The sequence below is a fragment of the Haemophilus sp. SZY H35 genome (assembly GCF_018829705.1).
Taxonomy (GTDB): Bacteria; Pseudomonadota; Gammaproteobacteria; order Enterobacterales; family Pasteurellaceae; genus Haemophilus; species Haemophilus haemolyticus_K.
The window spans coordinates 15,206-32,553 of the sequence record NZ_JAHKJZ010000007.1; the positions used below are offsets into that span (position 1 = coordinate 15,206).

23 protein-coding genes are annotated in these 17,348 nt (G+C 39.2%); 5 read left to right on the top strand and 18 right to left on the bottom strand.

All coding sequences use genetic code 11. The annotated features are described in order from the left end of the window. Positions 1 to 216 precede the first annotated feature (216 nt). From rpsQ to ftsY, 14 genes are all read right to left on the bottom strand, one after another. Complete coding sequence (rpsQ, locus tag KP710_RS08980; protein WP_005625886.1) at positions 217 to 474, bottom strand: 30S ribosomal protein S17; 258 nt, start codon at positions 472 to 474, stop codon at positions 217 to 219. After that, positions 474 to 665, bottom strand: coding sequence for a 50S ribosomal protein L29 (rpmC, locus tag KP710_RS08985; protein WP_005625888.1), 192 nt, complete (start codon positions 663 to 665; stop codon positions 474 to 476). The genes rpsQ and rpmC overlap by 1 nt, the downstream gene beginning before the upstream one ends. Next, positions 665 to 1,075 (bottom strand): 50S ribosomal protein L16, encoded by a 411-nt coding sequence (rplP, locus tag KP710_RS08990; protein ID WP_005625890.1) that lies wholly within the window; start codon positions 1,073 to 1,075, stop codon positions 665 to 667. Before rplP ends, rpmC begins: the two co-directional genes overlap by 1 nt. Positions 1,076 to 1,088: 13 nt before the next feature. Continuing rightward, positions 1,089 to 1,796, bottom strand: a complete 708-nt coding sequence (gene rpsC, locus KP710_RS08995; RefSeq protein ID WP_005625894.1) for a 30S ribosomal protein S3 — start codon at positions 1,794 to 1,796, stop codon at positions 1,089 to 1,091. 17 nt (positions 1,797 to 1,813) lie between these two features. After that, positions 1,814 to 2,146 carry a 50S ribosomal protein L22 gene (gene rplV, locus KP710_RS09000; protein ID WP_005625897.1) on the bottom strand — a complete coding sequence of 111 codons (333 nt, stop codon included), beginning with the start codon at positions 2,144 to 2,146 and terminating at the stop codon, positions 1,814 to 1,816. A gap of 11 nt (positions 2,147 to 2,157) precedes the next feature. Next, complete coding sequence (gene rpsS / locus KP710_RS09005; RefSeq protein WP_005539416.1) at positions 2,158 to 2,433, bottom strand: 30S ribosomal protein S19; 276 nt, start codon at positions 2,431 to 2,433, stop codon at positions 2,158 to 2,160. Positions 2,434 to 2,458: 25 nt separating this feature from the next. Continuing rightward, positions 2,459 to 3,280: a 50S ribosomal protein L2 gene (gene rplB / locus KP710_RS09010; protein ID WP_005625898.1), complete on the bottom strand. Its 822-nt coding sequence runs from the start codon at positions 3,278 to 3,280 to the stop codon at positions 2,459 to 2,461. Between the two features lie 17 nt (positions 3,281 to 3,297). Next, entirely contained in the window at positions 3,298 to 3,597 is a 300-nt protein-coding gene (rplW, locus tag KP710_RS09015; RefSeq protein ID WP_005625900.1) for a 50S ribosomal protein L23, read from the bottom strand. Beyond that, positions 3,594 to 4,196, bottom strand: coding sequence for a 50S ribosomal protein L4 (gene rplD, locus KP710_RS09020; RefSeq protein WP_005625901.1), 603 nt, complete (start codon positions 4,194 to 4,196; stop codon positions 3,594 to 3,596). The genes rplW and rplD overlap by 4 nt, the downstream gene beginning before the upstream one ends. Before the next feature lie 15 nt (positions 4,197 to 4,211). Then, positions 4,212 to 4,838 (bottom strand): 50S ribosomal protein L3, encoded by a 627-nt coding sequence (gene rplC, locus KP710_RS09025; RefSeq protein ID WP_005632753.1) that lies wholly within the window; start codon positions 4,836 to 4,838, stop codon positions 4,212 to 4,214. 16 nt (positions 4,839 to 4,854) lie between these two features. Further along, entirely contained in the window at positions 4,855 to 5,166 is a 312-nt protein-coding gene (gene rpsJ / locus KP710_RS09030; RefSeq protein ID WP_001181005.1) for a 30S ribosomal protein S10, read from the bottom strand. A gap of 316 nt (positions 5,167 to 5,482) precedes the next feature. Then, a complete protein-coding gene (ftsX, locus tag KP710_RS09035; protein WP_048952547.1) occupies positions 5,483 to 6,415 on the bottom strand; it encodes a permease-like cell division protein FtsX in 933 nt (310 codons plus the stop codon). 9 nt (positions 6,416 to 6,424) lie between these two features. Next, a complete protein-coding gene (gene ftsE / locus KP710_RS09040) occupies positions 6,425 to 7,081 on the bottom strand; it encodes a cell division ATP-binding protein FtsE (protein ID WP_005635730.1) in 657 nt (218 codons plus the stop codon). Positions 7,082 to 7,099: 18 nt separating this feature from the next. After that, positions 7,100 to 8,446 (bottom strand): signal recognition particle-docking protein FtsY, encoded by a 1,347-nt coding sequence (gene ftsY, locus KP710_RS09045; RefSeq protein ID WP_165818760.1) that lies wholly within the window; start codon positions 8,444 to 8,446, stop codon positions 7,100 to 7,102. A gap of 96 nt (positions 8,447 to 8,542) precedes the next feature. Between ftsY and rsmD the strand changes: the two genes are divergently transcribed. Both rsmD and trmL read left to right on the top strand, forming a co-directional pair. Continuing rightward, positions 8,543 to 9,124 (top strand): 16S rRNA (guanine(966)-N(2))-methyltransferase RsmD, encoded by a 582-nt coding sequence (rsmD, locus tag KP710_RS09050; protein ID WP_048952545.1) that lies wholly within the window; start codon positions 8,543 to 8,545, stop codon positions 9,122 to 9,124. Between the two features lie 10 nt (positions 9,125 to 9,134). After that, complete coding sequence (gene trmL, locus KP710_RS09055) at positions 9,135 to 9,617, top strand: tRNA (uridine(34)/cytosine(34)/5-carboxymethylaminomethyluridine(34)-2'-O)-methyltransferase TrmL (protein WP_048952544.1); 483 nt, start codon at positions 9,135 to 9,137, stop codon at positions 9,615 to 9,617. Between the two features lie 52 nt (positions 9,618 to 9,669). Here trmL and ygfZ read toward each other — a convergent pair whose 3' ends face one another. Both ygfZ and KP710_RS09065 read right to left on the bottom strand, forming a co-directional pair. Next, positions 9,670 to 10,509, bottom strand: a complete 840-nt coding sequence (gene ygfZ, locus KP710_RS09060) for a CAF17-like 4Fe-4S cluster assembly/insertion protein YgfZ (RefSeq protein WP_111407992.1) — start codon at positions 10,507 to 10,509, stop codon at positions 9,670 to 9,672. Positions 10,510 to 10,518: 9 nt separating this feature from the next. Then, entirely contained in the window at positions 10,519 to 11,382 is an 864-nt protein-coding gene (locus KP710_RS09065; RefSeq protein ID WP_046939605.1) for a YicC/YloC family endoribonuclease, read from the bottom strand. Positions 11,383 to 11,566: 184 nt separating this feature from the next. On the opposite strand from KP710_RS09065, the gene KP710_RS09070 reads away from it, so the two are divergent. Continuing rightward, positions 11,567 to 12,769, top strand: a complete 1,203-nt coding sequence (locus KP710_RS09070; RefSeq protein WP_215771102.1) for an aromatic amino acid transporter — start codon at positions 11,567 to 11,569, stop codon at positions 12,767 to 12,769. Between the two features lie 228 nt (positions 12,770 to 12,997). Here the strand turns inward: KP710_RS09070 and KP710_RS09075 are convergent, their stop codons facing one another. Continuing rightward, a complete protein-coding gene (locus tag KP710_RS09075; RefSeq protein WP_048952540.1) occupies positions 12,998 to 13,408 on the bottom strand; it encodes a helix-turn-helix domain-containing protein in 411 nt (136 codons plus the stop codon). A 133-nt stretch (positions 13,409 to 13,541) separates the two neighbouring features. On the opposite strand from KP710_RS09075, the gene KP710_RS09080 reads away from it, so the two are divergent. After that, entirely contained in the window at positions 13,542 to 14,984 is a 1,443-nt protein-coding gene (locus KP710_RS09080) for a factor H binding protein domain-containing protein (protein ID WP_215771103.1), read from the top strand. A gap of 217 nt (positions 14,985 to 15,201) precedes the next feature. Continuing rightward, positions 15,202 to 16,626, top strand: coding sequence for a surface lipoprotein assembly modifier (locus tag KP710_RS09085; protein WP_215771104.1), 1,425 nt, complete (start codon positions 15,202 to 15,204; stop codon positions 16,624 to 16,626). Positions 16,627 to 16,753: 127 nt separating this feature from the next. Here the strand turns inward: KP710_RS09085 and KP710_RS09090 are convergent, their stop codons facing one another. Next, entirely contained in the window at positions 16,754 to 17,305 is a 552-nt protein-coding gene (locus KP710_RS09090; RefSeq protein ID WP_005635695.1) for a TIGR00645 family protein, read from the bottom strand. Positions 17,306 to 17,348: the final 43 nt, after the last annotated feature.

Below are 17,348 nucleotides of genomic sequence, written 5' to 3' on the forward strand. Positions count from 1 at the left end.
GATTAAAAAAACACCCTTTCGGGACGAACCTATCCGCACTACTCGGATAGAACGGCGGATAGGTAGCGGATTTTATCAAAAGAAAAAGAGAAAGGCAATGATAATTTACCTTTATCCTCTAAACCCATTTACTAAAAGTGCGGTTGAAATTTACAATACTTAAATGTAAAAAAGCCAATGGAATTAACCATTGGCCTTTTATTGTTACATTGTGAATTAAGCGATTACCGCTTTCTCAACAACACGAACTAAAGTCCAAGATTTGGTTTTTGATAGAGGGCGACATTCGCGAATCTCTACAGTATCACCAACTTTGGCTTCATTGTTCTCATCGTGTACGTGTAATTTAGTTGTACGACGGATAAATTTACCATATAAAGGGTGTTTTACCTTACGTTCAATAGCAACAACGAAAGATTTTTCCATTTTGTCGCTAACAACTTTACCTTGTACGCTACGAATTTTATCAGTCATTACTCACCCGCCTTTTCGGTTAATACAGTTTTTACACGTGCAATATCACGACGCACTTGTTTAGCCTGATGGGTTTGTTGAAGCTGACCGGTGGCTGTCTGCATACGCAACTTGAATTGTTCACCTAAAAGGTTTACTAATTCAGCATTCAGCTCTTCAACACTTTTTGTACGTAAATCTTGAGCTTTCATTACATCACCGTCTTAGTTACGAAAGTGGTCTTAACTGGCAATTTAGCAGCTGCTAATGCAAATGCGTTTCTTGCTACTTCTTCAGACACACCATCCATTTCATAAAGCACTTTACCCGGTTGGATTAAGGCTACCCAGTACTCAACGTTACCTTTACCTTTACCCATACGGACTTCTAATGGTTTTTCAGTAATTGGTTTATCTGGGAATACACGAATCCAGATTTTACCTTGACGTTTTACTGCACGTGACATTGCACGACGTGCCGCTTCGATTTGACGAGCGGTTAAACGACAACGACCAACTGCTTTTAAACCGTAAGTACCGAAGCTAACTTCAGTACCGCCCGCGATACCACGGTTGCGGCCTTTGTGAACTTTACGGAATTTTGTACGTTTTGGTTGCAACATTTAGCGTTTCTCCTTACTTACGACCTTTACCGCGAGGAGCCTTTTTAGGCTTGTCGGCAGGTTGTTGTTCTGATTGCGCAACGGCAGCCATTCCACCAAGAATTTCACCTTTGAAGATCCATACTTTAACGCCGATTACGCCGTAAGTTGTATGAGCTTCTGCAGTGTTATAATCGATGTCCGCACGAAGAGTATGTAGAGGTACACGACCTTCACGATACCATTCTGAACGTGCGATTTCTGCACCACCTAAACGACCACTAACCTCAACTTTGATACCTTTAGCACCTAAACGCATTGCGCTTTGTACCGCACGTTTCATTGCACGACGGAACATTACGCGACGTTCTAATTGAGAAGCGATGCTATCTGCAACTAATTTCGCATCTAATTCAGGTTTTTTCACTTCAGCAATGTTGATTTGAGCAGGAACACCAGCGATTTTAGACACTGCGTTACGTAATTTTTCAACATCTTCGCCTTTTTTACCGATTACGATACCAGGACGAGCTGTGTGAATAGTTACACGAATACTTTTAGCTGGACGCTCAATAGTAATACGTGAAACTGAAGCATTTGCTAATTCTTTATTTAAGAATTTGCGTACTTTGAAATCGCCTTCAAGATTGTCAGCGAAGTCTTGTGTATTCGCGAACCAAGTAGAGCTCCAAGGTTTAACAATACCTAGGCGAATACCATGTGGATGTACTTTTTGACCCATTGCTATTCCTCTACTTATTAACGATCTGACACAACCACAGTAATGTGGCTAGTACGTTTTAAAATACGATCTGCACGACCTTTAGCACGTGGCATAACACGTTTCATGCTAGGACCTTCATCAACGAAGATTTTAGCAACTTTAAGATCATCGATATCTGCACCGTCATTGTGCTCTGCGTTTGCAATAGCTGACTCTAAAACTTTCTTCACTAAAGCTGCTGCTTTTTTGTTAGTGAAAGTTAAGATTTCTAATGCTTGCGCAACTTTTTTACCACGAATTAAATCGGCAACTAAGCGAGCTTTTTGGGCAGAAGTGCGAGCGTAACGATGTTTTGCGATAGTTTCCATCTATTTACCTCTTATTTCTTAGCTTTCTTATCTGCCGCGTGACCGCGGTATGTACGAGTCGGTGCAAATTCACCAAGCTTATGACCGATCATTTCATCAGATACATAAACAGGAACGTGCTGACGACCATTATGGACTGCGATGGTCAATCCGATCATTGATGGAATGATCATTGAACGACGGGACCAAGTTTTGATTGGTTTTTTATCCCCGCTTTCCACCGCCTTCTCTACCTTCTTCAACAAGTGTAGGTCAAGGAAAGGACCCTTCTTGAGAGAACGTGGCATGGCTAATCCTCTTTAATTTAATCTATTATTTGCCACGACGACGTACGATATATTTATCAGTACGTTTGTTGTGACGAGTTTTCTTACCTTTGGTTTGAACGCCCCAAGGAGTTACTGGGTGTTTACCAAAGTTACGACCTTCACCACCACCATGTGGGTGATCTACTGGGTTCATTGCAGTACCACGAACTGTAGGGCGAATACCTCTCCAGCGGTTAGCACCAGCTTTACCCAATACGCGAAGCATATGTTCTGAGTTACCAACTTCACCGATTGTTGCAACACATTCAGCTAATACTTTACGCATTTCGCCAGAACGTAAACGTAAAGTTACATAGTTGCCTTCACGTGCGATGATTTGTACATAAGCACCAGCAGAACGAGCGATTTGACCGCCTTTACCTGGTTTTAATTCAACGTTATGTACTGTTGAACCAACTGGGATATTACGCATTGGTAATGAGTTACCCACTTTAATTGGTGAGTTTACGCCAGCTTGGATTTGATCGCCTACTGACAGACCTTTAGGTGCTAAGATATAACGGCGTTCACCATCTTTATAAAGCACTAAAGCAATGTTAGCAGAACGGTTTGGATCATATTCTAAACGCTCAACAACCGCTGGGATGTCTAACTTGTTACGTTTGAAATCGATTAAACGGTAGTGTTGTTTGTGACCGCCACCAATGTGACGAGTAGTAATACGACCATAGTTGTTACGACCACCAGTTTTAGACTTAGTATCTAGAAGAGGTGCGTAAGGTTTACCCTTGTGTAATTCAGGGTTCACGATTTTAACAACGTGACGACGACCAGCGGAGGTCGGCTTACATTTAACGATAGCCATTCTCTAATTTCCTCCGATTACTCTGCACTGTCCACGAAGTCCAAGTTTTGGCCTTCGGCTAAAGTTACATAAGCTTTTTTCCAGTCGCTGCGACGACCCATTTTGCTACCACGGCGTTTAGTTTTACCTTTAACAACCACGGTACGAACAGAGTCAACTTTTACTTCAAATAATTGAGCAACAGCAGCAGCAATTTCAGCTTTGTTCGCATCTAAAGCAACTTTAAGTACAACAGTGTTAGATTTTTCAGCATTGTTAGTTGCTTTTTCAGAGATGTGCGGTGCACGTAGCACGCTTAGCAAACGTTCTTGACTCATGCTAGGATCTCCTCAATTTGTTTCACAGCGTCAACAGTAACAATCACTTTATCGAAAGCGATTAAGCTAACTGGATCGATACCTTGAACATCACGTACATCAACTTTGTATAAGTTACGTGCTGCTAAGAATAGATTTTCATCTAAACTTGCTGTGATAATTAATGCATCTTCAACTGCTAAATCTTTTAATTTTTGTACTAAAACTTTAGTTTTTGGTGCATCTAATTCGAATTTTTCAACAACAACCAAACGGTCTTGACGAACTAATTCAGAAAGAATGCTTTTGATAGCACCACGGTACATTTTCTTGTTCACTTTTTGGCTGTGATCTTGTGGTTTAGCCGCGAAGGTTATACCACCAGAACGCCAGATTGGTGATTTGATATCACCAGCACGAGCACGACCTGTACCTTTTTGACGCCAAGGTTTTTTACCTGAACCAGACACTTCAGCACGAGTTTTTTGCGCACGAGTACCTTGACGCGCACCTGCTGCATAAGCAACAACAACTTGGTGGATCAACGCTTCGTTAAACTCACGTCCGAAGGTAGTTTCAGAAACAGTTAGTGCGTTTGCACCTACAACTTGTAATTCCATCTCTATCTCCTAGACTTATGCTTTAACTGCTGGCTTAACGATAACATCGCCATTGATAGCACCAGGTACAGAACCTTTTACTAATAGCAATTTACGCTCAGCATCTACACGAACAACTTCAAGTGATTGAACAGTTACACGTTCAGCACCTAAATGTCCTGCCATTTTTTTACCTTTAAACACACGACCTGGAGTTTGGTTTTGACCAATAGAACCAAGTACACGATGTGATAAAGAGTTACCATGAGTCGCATCTTGAGTACGGAAGTTCCAACGTTTAACACCACCTTGGAAACCTTTACCTTTAGAAGTACCGGTAACATCTACTTTTTTAACATCTGCAAAGATGTCAACATTGATTTCTTGACCTAAAGTGAATTCTTCACCTTCAGTACGAAATTCCCATAAACCGCGACCAGCTTCAACACCTGCTTTCACGAAATGGCCTGCTTCAGGTTTAGTTACACGATTCGCTTTTTTAGAACCAGTAGTAACTTGAACTGCAGTATAGCCATCGTTTTCAAGAGTTTTAACTTGAGTTACGCGGTTGGCTTCGATTTCGATAACGGTAACTGGTACAGAAACACCGTCTTCATTGAAGATACGGGTCATACCAACTTTACGACCGACTAAACCAATCATTGTAATAACCTCTTAATTAACCTAGGCTGATCTGCACGTCCACGCCGGCAGCCAAATCTAAACGCATTAATGCATCAACAGTTTTTTCTGTTGGCTCTACGATATCTACTAAACGTTTGTGAGTACGAATTTCGTATTGGTCACGTGCGTCTTTGTTTACGTGTGGAGAAATCAACACGGTGAAACGCTCTTTACGAGTTGGTAAAGGAATTGGACCACGAACTTGTGCACCAGTACGTTTAGCTGTTTCTACGATCTCCGCAGTAGATTGATCGATCAAACGGTGATCGAAAGCTTTTAAGCGGATACGGATTCTTTGGTTCTGCATTAGACCAGAGCTCCAATAAAATTTAGCTAATAAAAAACTAACACCAATCACAATTCTAACTTCAAAATAGAAAAGGAGGTGCAAGTTACCTGTTATATAGTCTCCAAATCGGAAACATTGTTTAGCGTGACATATCGTCATGCACGTTTAATAAATGATTACATTAAACGGCTTTCACATTGAAAGCCTGCAAATACTACACAAAAGTTAAACAAATTGCAAGGGATTTATTCAAAGCAAATAAAAAGTGCGGTCATTTATCACCATATTTTCTCATCGAACACTTAGAAAAATCACCGCACTTCACATATTAAAATTAATGATGGTTATCTAATAGCGTAATATGTCGTTTTGCTACAATCCACGCACCAACATATCCCATAATTAAACAGCACACTAATAAGAATACAAATTCGCCAACGCCTAATCCATTCAAACTGAATTGAACGGCAAAAATATCCGTTACATATTTCACTGCAGAAGTAAAATAGCTGATAATAAAGCTACTAAAAATTGCTGCAACTAACCCGCCTAACACCGCATAAATCATCCCTGTATAAAGATAAGGACGAAGAATAAATTGATCTGTTGCACCAAGCAATTTCATCACATCAATACTTGATCGGCTACTGTACACATCAGAGCGAATGCTGTTACCAATAACCAAAAATACCGCTATCGTCATTAATACAGTACAGAAAATTGCCACATGGGCAATTAACCAAGAAAGTGCGGTTAATTTTTCCATCCAGTCGTTATCCAAGCGAACTTCTTGTACCCCTTTAATTTTAGTTAAATTGGTACGTAACTCATCACGTTTTTCTGAAACATTAAAGTCGCTCGTTGGTTTTACCATAACGACCGCAGGTAATGGATTATCATCTAGAATTTCTAATTCTTCACCAAAGCCAGACCAGCTTTTAAATTCCTTTAAACTTTCTTGGCGAGAGACATAATTCAGTGATTCCACTCCATCTTGTTGACGGATTTTCTCTACCACTAAATTCGCATCTTCTTCACTTAAATTCTTATGAAGATAAATCGTCAATTCACTTTCAGGATAAAATTGAGTGGTTGCTAAATGTAAATTTTTCCACATTAAATAGCTCACGGTTGGGATTGTCAGAGATACAGCAATCACCAAAATCGTGAGCAGCGTGCCAAATTTACGTTGCCATAAATCCGTCCATACTGCACGCAAAGTATAGGCTATTTGAACAAAAAAGGATGCATCCGTTGGTCGGCTCATGATTATTCCTTAATAACGTAAATAACCTTGTTCAAGTACAAGACAAGGTTTTGGTTTTTGTTGAATTAAATTAATGTCGTGAGTAGCAATTAACACGGTCATTCCGAGGCGATTAAATTCTTCAAACAAATTAAAAATGCCTAAAGAAAGTTCATCGTCTAAATTACCCGTTGGTTCATCCGCTAGTAAGAGTTGAGGTTTATGCACAATCGCACGTGCAATATCAACGCGTTGCTGCTCCCCTCCAGAAATTTGTGGTGGCAAATAGTGCGCTTTATTACGCAACCCTACACGATCTAAAGATGCCATCGCACGTGTATGCGCATCTTTTGGATGCATACCTGCAATAATCAATGGCAATGCCACATTTTCCACCACCGTACGATCTGTTAATAAACGATAATCTTGGTGAACCATACCAATTTGGCGACGCAAAAATGGAATTTCATATTTTGACAAGCGAGTAATATCGTGTCCGTTAAACCAAATTTGACCCGCGTTGGCTTTTTCCATCCCCATAATAAGCTTGAGTAATGTACTTTTCCCTGCGCCTGAATGCCCAACTAAGTAAGTCATACTTCCCACTGGAAGATGAAAATTCAAGCCTTGTAACGCGGGCTGCGTTGCACCATGATAGGCTTTAGAAACATTTGAGAACTTAATCACAATTTTTCCTTATTCTTTTTATTCTTCTTCATGAACGAATAATGCCTCAATAAATTCTTTGGCATTAAACTCACGTAAATCTTCAATTTTCTCACCTACACCGATATAGCGAATAGGCAACTTAAACTGATCGGCTATGGCAAAAATCACGCCGCCTTTTGCCGTGCCATCTAATTTAGTTAGAGAGATCCCTGTTAAACCGACAGCCTCATTAAATAACTTCGCTTGGCTAACAGCATTTTGTCCTGTCCCAGCATCCAGCGTAAGCATAATTTCATGTGGAGCAGTTTCATCATATTTTTTCATAACACGAACAATTTTTTTCAGTTCGTCCATTAAGTTATTTTTATTTTGTAGACGACCCGCTGTATCCGCAATAAGAATATCAATATTGCGTGCAGCCGCTGATTGCATCGCATCAAAAATCACCGATGCAGAATCAGAGCCAGTGCTTTGCGCAACAACTGGAATGTGATTGCGTTCTCCCCAAACTTGAAGCTGCTCAACAGCCGCCGCACGGAAAGTATCGCCCGCCGCAAGCATCACCGATTTTCCTTCAGCCTGAAATTTACGTGCAAGCTTACCAATTGTCGTCGTTTTACCTACGCCATTTACGCCCACCATTAAAATAACATAAGGTTTCTTCGTAGTATCAATCACAAGAGGCTGTGCCACTGGCTCAAGAATATCCGCCATTTCTGCTTTTAATTGTTGATATAAAAGCTCAGCATCTTGTAATTCTTTGTGACTTGCATGTTCAGTCAAATTTTTGATGATTTTACTTGTTGTCGGCACGCCAATATCCGCAATCAAAAGTTGTTCTTCTAATTCTTCAAACAACTCGTCATCAATTTTCTTTCCTAAGAAAAAACTACGAAAACCTGCGCCAATATTTTGTTTGGTTTTCAGTAATCCCTTAACTAAACGACTAAAAAAGCCCCCTTCACTTGGCTTTTCGCGAGTTTCAATTTCAACAACAGGCTGAAGCTCATCTTTAATATCTTCAACAATTTCAGATTCAACCACGGCTTCTGTAACCGGAAGATCATCTTCTAAATTTTTTAATTCGATGATTTCTTCGACTGGCTCAAATTCGGTTGAAATTTCCTGTATTTTTTCTTCTTCAACTATTTCATTCGTCTCAATACTTTCAGCTAAAAACGGCTTAGAATCCACCGCACTTTCTACTGCCTCTAATTCAGACGGTTCTTCAACTAAATCATGAGTTTCAAGTTTTTCAATAGATGGCTCGATATCTTTAATCTTTTCTTCTTCAATTGTCGGCTCAATTTTAGGTTCATCTTGCTTTTTATTACGCCCAAATAACGACGCCCAAAATCCGCCTTTTTTATTTTCTTCAGCCATAAAATGCTCTCTTAACTGTAATCCGATAAAAATGTCGTTTATTCTAGCAAAAAATCGTCTAAACTAAGCACAATTTTCAATAAAAATCGAATCTTTATGAAAAAAATACAAACGCCAAATGCAAAGGGCGAGGTTCGCATTATTGCTGGGCTATGGCGAGGGCGAAAACTTCCAGTATTAAATTCAGAAGGCTTACGCCCGACTGGCGATAGAGTGAAAGAAACGCTTTTTAATTGGTTAATGCCTTATATCCATCAGTCTGAATGTTTAGATGGCTTTGCGGGAAGTGGTTCATTAGGTTTTGAAGCACTTTCTCGCCAAGCGAAAAAGGTGACTTTTTTAGAATTAGATAAAACCGTCGCCAATCAATTAAAAAAGAATTTGCAAACGCTCAAATGCTCATCAGAACAGGCTACAGTGATTAATCAAAGTAGTTTGGATTTTCTAAAACAGCCACAAAATCAACCGCACTTTGATATCGTGTTTTTAGATCCACCCTTTCATTTTAATTTGGCAGAACAAGCAATTAATTTGCTTTGTGAAAATAATTGGCTAAAACCCAATGCGTTAATTTACGTAGAAACAGAGAAAGATAAACCACTCATCACACCTCAAAACTGGACGTTATTGAAAGAAAAAACGACAGGAATGGTGAGTTATCGTTTATATCAAAATTAGAGAAAAAATTATGTTAGATATTGTTTTATACGAACCAGAAATTCCCCAAAATACGGGCAATATTATCCGCCTTTGCGCCAATACAGGATTTCGCTTGCACTTAATTGAACCGCTAGGTTTCACTTGGGATGATAAACGCTTACGCCGCTCAGGTTTGGATTATCACGAATTTGCGGAAATCAAACGCCACAAGACTTTTGAAGCCTTTTTAGAAAGCGAAAAACCCAAACGTCTCTTTGCACTTACAACAAAAGGCAGTCCAGCACATAGCCAAGTGAAGTTTGAACTTGGTGATTATTTAATGTTTGGCCCAGAAACTCGTGGTATTCCAATGTCAATTTTAAATGAAATGCCGATGGAACAAAAAATCCGTATTCCAATGACAGCCAATAGTCGCAGTATGAACTTGTCTAATTCAGTCGCAGTAACGGTTTATGAAGCTTGGCGACAATTAGGCTATGAAGGCGCAATCAATTTACCTGAAGCCAAATAAAAAAATAGGTGATCGATAAAATCAACTCGATCACCTGTTTTTTTAAACTGCCTTATTCACCCAGTGAGTAAGGCAATACGACATACTCTAGCGCTACCCCATTTAGTAAGCGAAATTTTTGTTGAGCTGTCGTGTCGTTATTCATCACAACTTGCAACCATAAAACACCATCTAAATTAACCGCACTTGTAATCGTGCCGGTTTTTCGCCAATTAGATTCAATCTGCATTTCGATTTCACTGCCAATTTCCACTTCCTGCTGGGTTTGAGCTTTAAAGACAAACATTGAGCGTTTATTCGCACCACGATATTTCGCACGAGCTACGGTTTCTTGCCCAATATAGCAACCTTTAGTAAAAGAAATGGCTTGCTCAATTACCTGTAAATTTAGCGCTTGTGGGATAAATTCATTTTGCGTTTGTGAGCTTAAATTTGGCAATCCCGATTGAATATCGGCTACATCCCAAATTTTTTCATCGCCACTAAAATTCACTGGCAATTCGGTTTCATTCAATAAAATTGAACGTTGTCCATCAATTTCCAAGGAAAATTGCGGTGTAATTTTTCCACATTTTTCACCTATCACGCCAATGATTTGCCAATCACGTAAATCAAAACTCACTTTGGAAAATACCGCATATTTTTTCAAGGCATCTAGCCCACTTGGCAAAAGATCTTTCTTAACGAGTAAAAAGAATTGTTCACTACTTATTTTAAACAAACGGTAAATTGCATTCATTTTACCTTTTGGATCACAGTGAGCAGTAAGTGTTGTTGCTCCACTTGCTAATCGCATAACATCCGTCGTTAACTGCCCTTGCAAATATTTTTCTGCATCCACACCATGTGCCTCAATCAGTTGATATTGAGTAAGAGAAATAAATTGAGACATTCTACTTTCCTATTCTAAATTCTGAATTTGCTCACGCATTTGTTCGATAAGCACTTTTAGCTCAACCGCAGAAGCCGTGATATCGGCATTAATGGATTTGGACGCAAGGGTATTGGATTCACGATTCAATTCTTGCATCATAAAATCTAATTTACGACCAACTGCACCGCCTTTTTTCAAAATATTCGTGGTTTCTTTCACGTGCATTTGCAGGCGGTCAAGCTCTTCCGCTACATCAACACGTTGAGCCAATAAAATCATTTCTTGTTCCACACGTTGCGGATCAAGATTAATTTGAGCATCTTCAAAACGCTGCAATAAACGTTCACGCTGCCATTGTAAAACTGCCGGCATTTGTGACCGCACTTTATCCGCTTCCACGGCAATAGCATCCAAGCGTTGTTGAATAATATCGTTCAGTTTTTCCCCTTCACGACCACGCATTGCAATAAAATCTGTCAGCAAATCATCAAAGGCTGTCAACAAATCTTGACTAATCGCATCTAAGTCTTGCTCTTGCGCTTCCACCACACCGGGATAACGCAAGACATCCGTCAAATTAATTTCACCTTCTCCAGCCTGAGCTTTAATCCATTGTAAAGATTGAATAACTTGATTCGCAAGCTCTTTATTTAAATTCAATTCTGCATTTGTTTGTTTTTTTGTTTCAATGCGCAAAGAACATTCAATTTTACCGCGAGTAAGACTTTGACGAAGTTTCTCACGCAACGTGTTTTCTAATCCGCGAAATTGCTCGGGCAAACGGAAAAAGTTTTCTAAATAACGTTGGTTAACGGAACGAATTTCCCATACCGCATCGCCCCAATCTTTTTTCACTTCAAGGCGTGCAAAGGCGGTCATACTGTAAATCATAAGCTCTCCTATTTTGTCTTAGCTTTGTCTTAGTTGATTCGCTAAGTATTTTAACGAGATGAACACAGAAAGGGAAAAGAAAAGTGCGGTGAATAATAAAGATATTTTGTATTCTGTTGTTTACACTCTGTAAATTTTAAAATACAATAATTGTAAATTTTACATTACACCATAAGGGGCAAACATGAACAAAACTGTAGGCAGCACACTTCTCGTTGCCGGCACGATGATTGGCGCGGGAATGTTGGCTATGCCACTCACTTCCGCCGGTATCGGATTCGGCTTTACTTTAGTCTTATTATTAGGGCTTTGGGCATTATTAACTTTTAGCGCACTTTTATTCGTTGAGCTCTATCAAACTGCGGAAAGTGATGCGGGTATCGGCACACTCGCTGAACAATATTTTGGTAAAGCAGGACGCATTATTGCCACAGCCGTGCTAATTATTTTCTTATACGCATTAATTGCCGCTTATATCAGCGGTGGCGGTTCACTACTAAAAGATTTATTACCAGAAAGTTTTGGCGATAAAGTTAGCATCTTATTATTTACCGTGATTTTCGGTTCATTTATTGTCATCGGCACACATAGCGTAGATAAAATTAATCGCGTGTTATTTTTTGTGATGCTTGCGGCCTTTACTGTGGTGTTAAGCTTAATGTTGCCAGCAATCAAATTTGATAACTTAATGGCGACACCAATTGATAACGCTTTAATTATCTCTGCAAGTCCTGTCTTTTTCACGGCATTTGGTTTCCACGGTTCTATTCCAAGTTTAAATAAATACTTAGACGGTAACGTAAAAGCATTACGCATTTCTATTTTGGTCGGTTCAGCCATTACCCTTTGCGCTTATATTTTGTGGCAAATGTCGACGCACGGCTTGCTCACACAAAATGAGTTCTTACAAATCTTAAAAGAAGATGCCACCTTAAATGGTTTAGTAAAAGCAACGCTTGCTATCACTGGCAGTAACATGATCGCAGGTGCGGTAAAATTATTCTCAACTTTGGCGCTGGTTACTTCTTTCTTAGGCGTAGGGCTTGGCTTGTTGGAATGTATCGAAGATTTATTAAAACGATCCTTTAATATTTCTGCAGGGCGCATCTCACTTGGCTTAATGACGTTCATTCCACCACTCGTATTTGCGCTTTTCTATCCTGAAGGTTTCATTTTAGCGCTAGGCTACGCGGGCCAAATGTTTGCATTCTATGCCGTAGTATTGCCAGTGAGTCTGGTTTGGAAAGCTCGTCGAGCTCACACCAATTTGCCATACAAAGTATGGGGAGGAAATCTAACTTTAATTATCGTATTGGTATTAGGCGTAATCATTACATCCATTCCATTTGCGATTCGTGCGGGTTACTTGCCATTTGTTGTGGGTTAATAATATAAATATCAAAAAACGTCATTCAATTAATCTGTACCCCAAAAGTTAGGCTAAATAACTAATTGAGGTACAGATTTTTTATAATCTTGGACTGAAAAGAAGAATATTTTTATGGCAAGGAATTTGAATAAATAAACGAAATCATCAAACTTTATATTAGCTATTAAAACGAAGAACAAATAAAATTACACCATAAGCTGCTACTTATCTTTATAAAAAACTAAATCATTGATTTTCTTTTAATTTTCTTAATAACGCAATTTCTCTTTCTAACCCATTTATAATTTTATCTTTTTGAACCAATAATTCATCTTTATGGCTTAATATTAATTGTAATTGTTGAATAGTTTTTTCTAAATTTTCATTTCCAATTGCAAACAAAAAATTATTTGAGTTGCTTGATTCAGTTACTGTATTATTAAAATACACTTTTTCAGCTCCCCCCATAGAGAGCAACTCACAAATATCCATATTAAATACTTCAGAGATCTGTTCTAAACGAGATAGATTTGAACGCACTTCACCTCGTTCAATTTTCCCATATCCCGTTACTGACATCCCTAATTTATCCGCCATATTTTCTTGCGATAACTGGTGTTGTTCGCGTAACTGACGGATTTTCTCATTAATTTTCATACATTGCCCTCTCAAGGTAAACTGTTATCTTAATTAGGTAACTAACTGTAACTGTTGGTTTATTGTACATAATTTCGACCAAAATTATAATTCTTTTGGATTTTTTCTCCTACTTTTATTTATTGAGGTTCCTATGAAATTAAAAAATGTAACTATTGCAACAGCACTTTTAGCTGTATTAACAGGCTGTGGAAGTAGTGGTGGCAATTCAAGCACACTAAACACCAATCAACCAACCGCTCAAAATGAACAAAATCGTCAGCAAGTAACTGATGCTAAGAAAGCTGAAGAAGCTCGTAAAGCCGAAGAAGCGCGTAAAGCTGAAGAAGCTCGCAAAGCCGAAGAAGCTCGCAAAGCCGAAGAAGCTCGCAAAGCCGAAGAAGCTCGCAAAGCTGAAGAAGCTCGTAAAGCTGAAGAAGCTCGTAAAGCCGAAGAAGCTCGTAAAGCCGAAGAAGTGCGTAAAGCTGAAGAAGCTCGCAAAGCCGAAGAAGCTCGCAAAGCCGAAGAAGCTCGCAAAGCTGAAGAAGCTCGCAAAGCTGAAGAAGCTCGTAAAGCTGAAGAAGCTCGCAAAGCTGAAGAAGCTCGCAAAGCTGAAGAAGCTCGTAAAGCTGAAGAAGCGCGTAAAGCCGAAGAAGCTCGTAAAGCTGAAGAGGCTCGTAAAGCTGAAGAAGCTCGTAAAGCCGAAGAAGCTCGCAAAGCTGAAGAAGCCCGCAAGGCTGAAGAAGCCCGTAAAGCCGAAGAAGCTCGTAAAGCCGAAGAAGCTCGCAAAGCTGAAGAAGCCCGTAAAGCTGAAGAGGCTCGTAAAGCCGAAGAAACTCGTAAAGCTGAAGAGGCTCGTAAAGCTGAAGAAGCTCGCAAAGCTGAAGAAGCCCGTAAAGCCGAGGAATACCAAGCAGGATTATTAAAAGCACAATCAATAAAAGAAACAAAAATAGGGCAGGCACTTCCTTATCACTTAGGCAATAATGAAATCGGATATATTGATCGTAGCAAACAAAGCATATCTCAAGATGGTAAATTAACTAAATTTTCTGGAGGAACATATATTTATAATCAACCCTACTCTATTGTTATTGCAAATACTGAAAGTGAGAATATTCAAAATGATGTTGATTTAACACCTGAATGGTATGCTTATGATGTGGATGTTGCAGGTTTAGCAACCGAGGAGAAAAATATTCCAACGAATGGAAAAGCCACCTATATGGGGCAAGGATTTTTTAATGGAGCTACCGCAACATTTATATATAACGTAAATTTTAATATTAAAAAAGGTCAAGGTAGATTAACTGAAATGGGCGGCTCAGGAAAATTAACCTTACAAGAAGCAGATATTAAGCGTATTAATTTAAAAGGTAATAATATTATTGGCGTAGAAGGAAAAGCAGAATCATCTTATAATCATTTAGTTGATGGTCACTATCAATTAGGATTCTTTGGTCCTAATGCAGAAGAAGTTTCTGGTTTAGCAACTTTCTCTATGGAAGAAAAGAGAAAAACAGCTGGAACAACAAAAAACGATCATAATAAATTTGAGTTTGGTTTAGGTGGCACCCGCGGTGAAATTCAAAAATAACCTTTCTGTAGGGGAGAATTACATTCGCTCTGATATTCCACCGATGTTTTAGAGCAAATGCGATTTACCCCTACAAGAAAATGCCGTTTGAAGTGGATTTAAACGGCATTTATTTTTCATCATACCCCAACAAGGTAACTTATCATAACAGCAAGTATATGGTTCATTTTTAATTGCAAACCTATAATTCATCATTTCTTTTCTCATCTGTAATATCATGAAAAAACTCGCAAATTTCCTTATTATTCTACCGCTTGCAACACAAGCAGAAACCTTTCACGCACCTCAACCTGTATTCTTTGAGAACAACGTTTTGCCAAAACAGGCAGAGCCGCAAATAAAAACGCAGTCTAAAGCAGAGAGTGTACCCACATCTTCATTTGCCCTTTCTGATGCAGATAGCACCAAAACCAAGCTCGAGAAGTTGATTAACAATGGTGTAGTAAAGCAACAATGGCATTTGTTGAAGCAGCTACTGCCGTTGTATCAACAGCAGGCGAATTATGATGAAACGCTTTATCGTTACGCAATGGGGGCGATGTTGCGGGCAGAAAAAGAATACCCACAGGTAATTTCGCTTTATCAGCAGATTTTAGCCGAGAAGCCAGAGTTAGCTTATCCGCGTTTTGATTTGGGTGTGATGTTGTTTGAAAACAAGCAATATCGCCAGGCGAAAGCAGAGTTAGAACGTGCTAAGCCCGAACTTTCACCACAAATGCAGCAGCTTACCGAACGTTATATGCAAGCAATGGCGGAGCGGCAAAGCTGGCAGCCTGATATGGAGCTACAATATACCCAAACCGATAACATAAACAACGCCTCTTCTCAGCAAGATATTATATTGGGAGGATTGAGATTTAAAAAAGATGCGGACTCCTTGCCGCAAAAGGCACACGGTTTTCGCTACAGTGTGGGTGTAAACCGTGAATTGAACATATCCGGCAATCATTTTGTTACAGCAAATGGTCGTTTTGGTGGGGTGCATTATTGGGATAACCAAGATTATAGCGAAAAATCGCTGTATGCCTCGCTCGGTTATCGATACCGTTCTGCATTGCAAGCAGTCGGATTTTCCCCATTTTTTGAACAGAATTGGCTCGGCTCACCATGTTATAGCAAAAATTTTGGTGCAGTTGCAGATTTTCGTCGAGAATTGACTGCTTACTGGGCAATGTCAGGATCTTTTTCGCATACGCAAAAACGCTATGCACAAGAAAGCGTGGCTCGCCGTCATAATGGTTACTTAAACGGTGTTTCACTTTCGTTAAGCTATCAAGCCAAGCCGAATTGGTTGCTTTTTAGTGGTGTGGAAGGCAGTGTTGATCATAGTAAAGATAAAGCAGAATCTTCTCTTCGCCGTGGGGTGAATATTGGTTCGGTGTGGAAACTTAAAGAGTTTGTCAGCCATATTAGCTTACGTTATGTGAAGCGAGATTTTCGTGCGGAGAATTTTTATTTTCCAACCAAAAAACGCCAAGATAAAGAATATAGCTTGAATGTGTCGATTGGGAATAACCGTTTGCAATGGTTAGGTTTTGTGCCGAAGTTGAATTATCGTTATCGTAAAATTGATAGCAATATTCCAGAATTTTATTCAAGAAAAAGTGGGGAATGGTTTATTTCTGTGGAAAAAGATTTTTAAGTTCAGAATACCAATAACCGTTTACAGATTGATCTGCACCTAAATGTTGGACTAAATAACCATTCAGGTGCAGATTTTTATAATTAAACAGATGAATTTTGAATAATGTTATCACATGATAAATTTTTTAATGCGTTTTATGGCTTGTGCTATATAAAATTTTGTCCGTATACGCCAAAGCAATTGCCGACACCAAAAAGCCCAAGTGCAACAGCAATTGCCACATCATGGTTTTTTCTGGTGTATTGCTTGCGTTCACAAAGGTTTGCAACATATGGATAGATGAAATGCCGATAATAGACATAGAAAGTTTAACCTTCAATACCGTCGCATTTACATGGCTCATCCATTCAGGCTGATCGGGGTGATTACGCGTACGCAATTTGGATACGAAAATTTCATAGCCACCGATAGTCACCATCACAAGCAAGTTTGCGATCATCACGACATCAATCAAATTCAACACACCCAACATAATCGTGTTGGAATCCATCTCATTGACATTAATCACCAATGCCCATAAGCCTTTAATAAACTTATAAGAGTAGATCGCAAGAGTGACAATCAACCCCAAATAAATCGGTACTTGCAACCAGCGACTAGCAAAAATTATTTTCGCGATAATATTCGATTGTTCGTTATATTTCGCATAAGGATCAACAGGTTTGTTTTCTTCCATTAGATTTTATTCCTAAATTAAATAGTGGGTTAAATAAACAAAA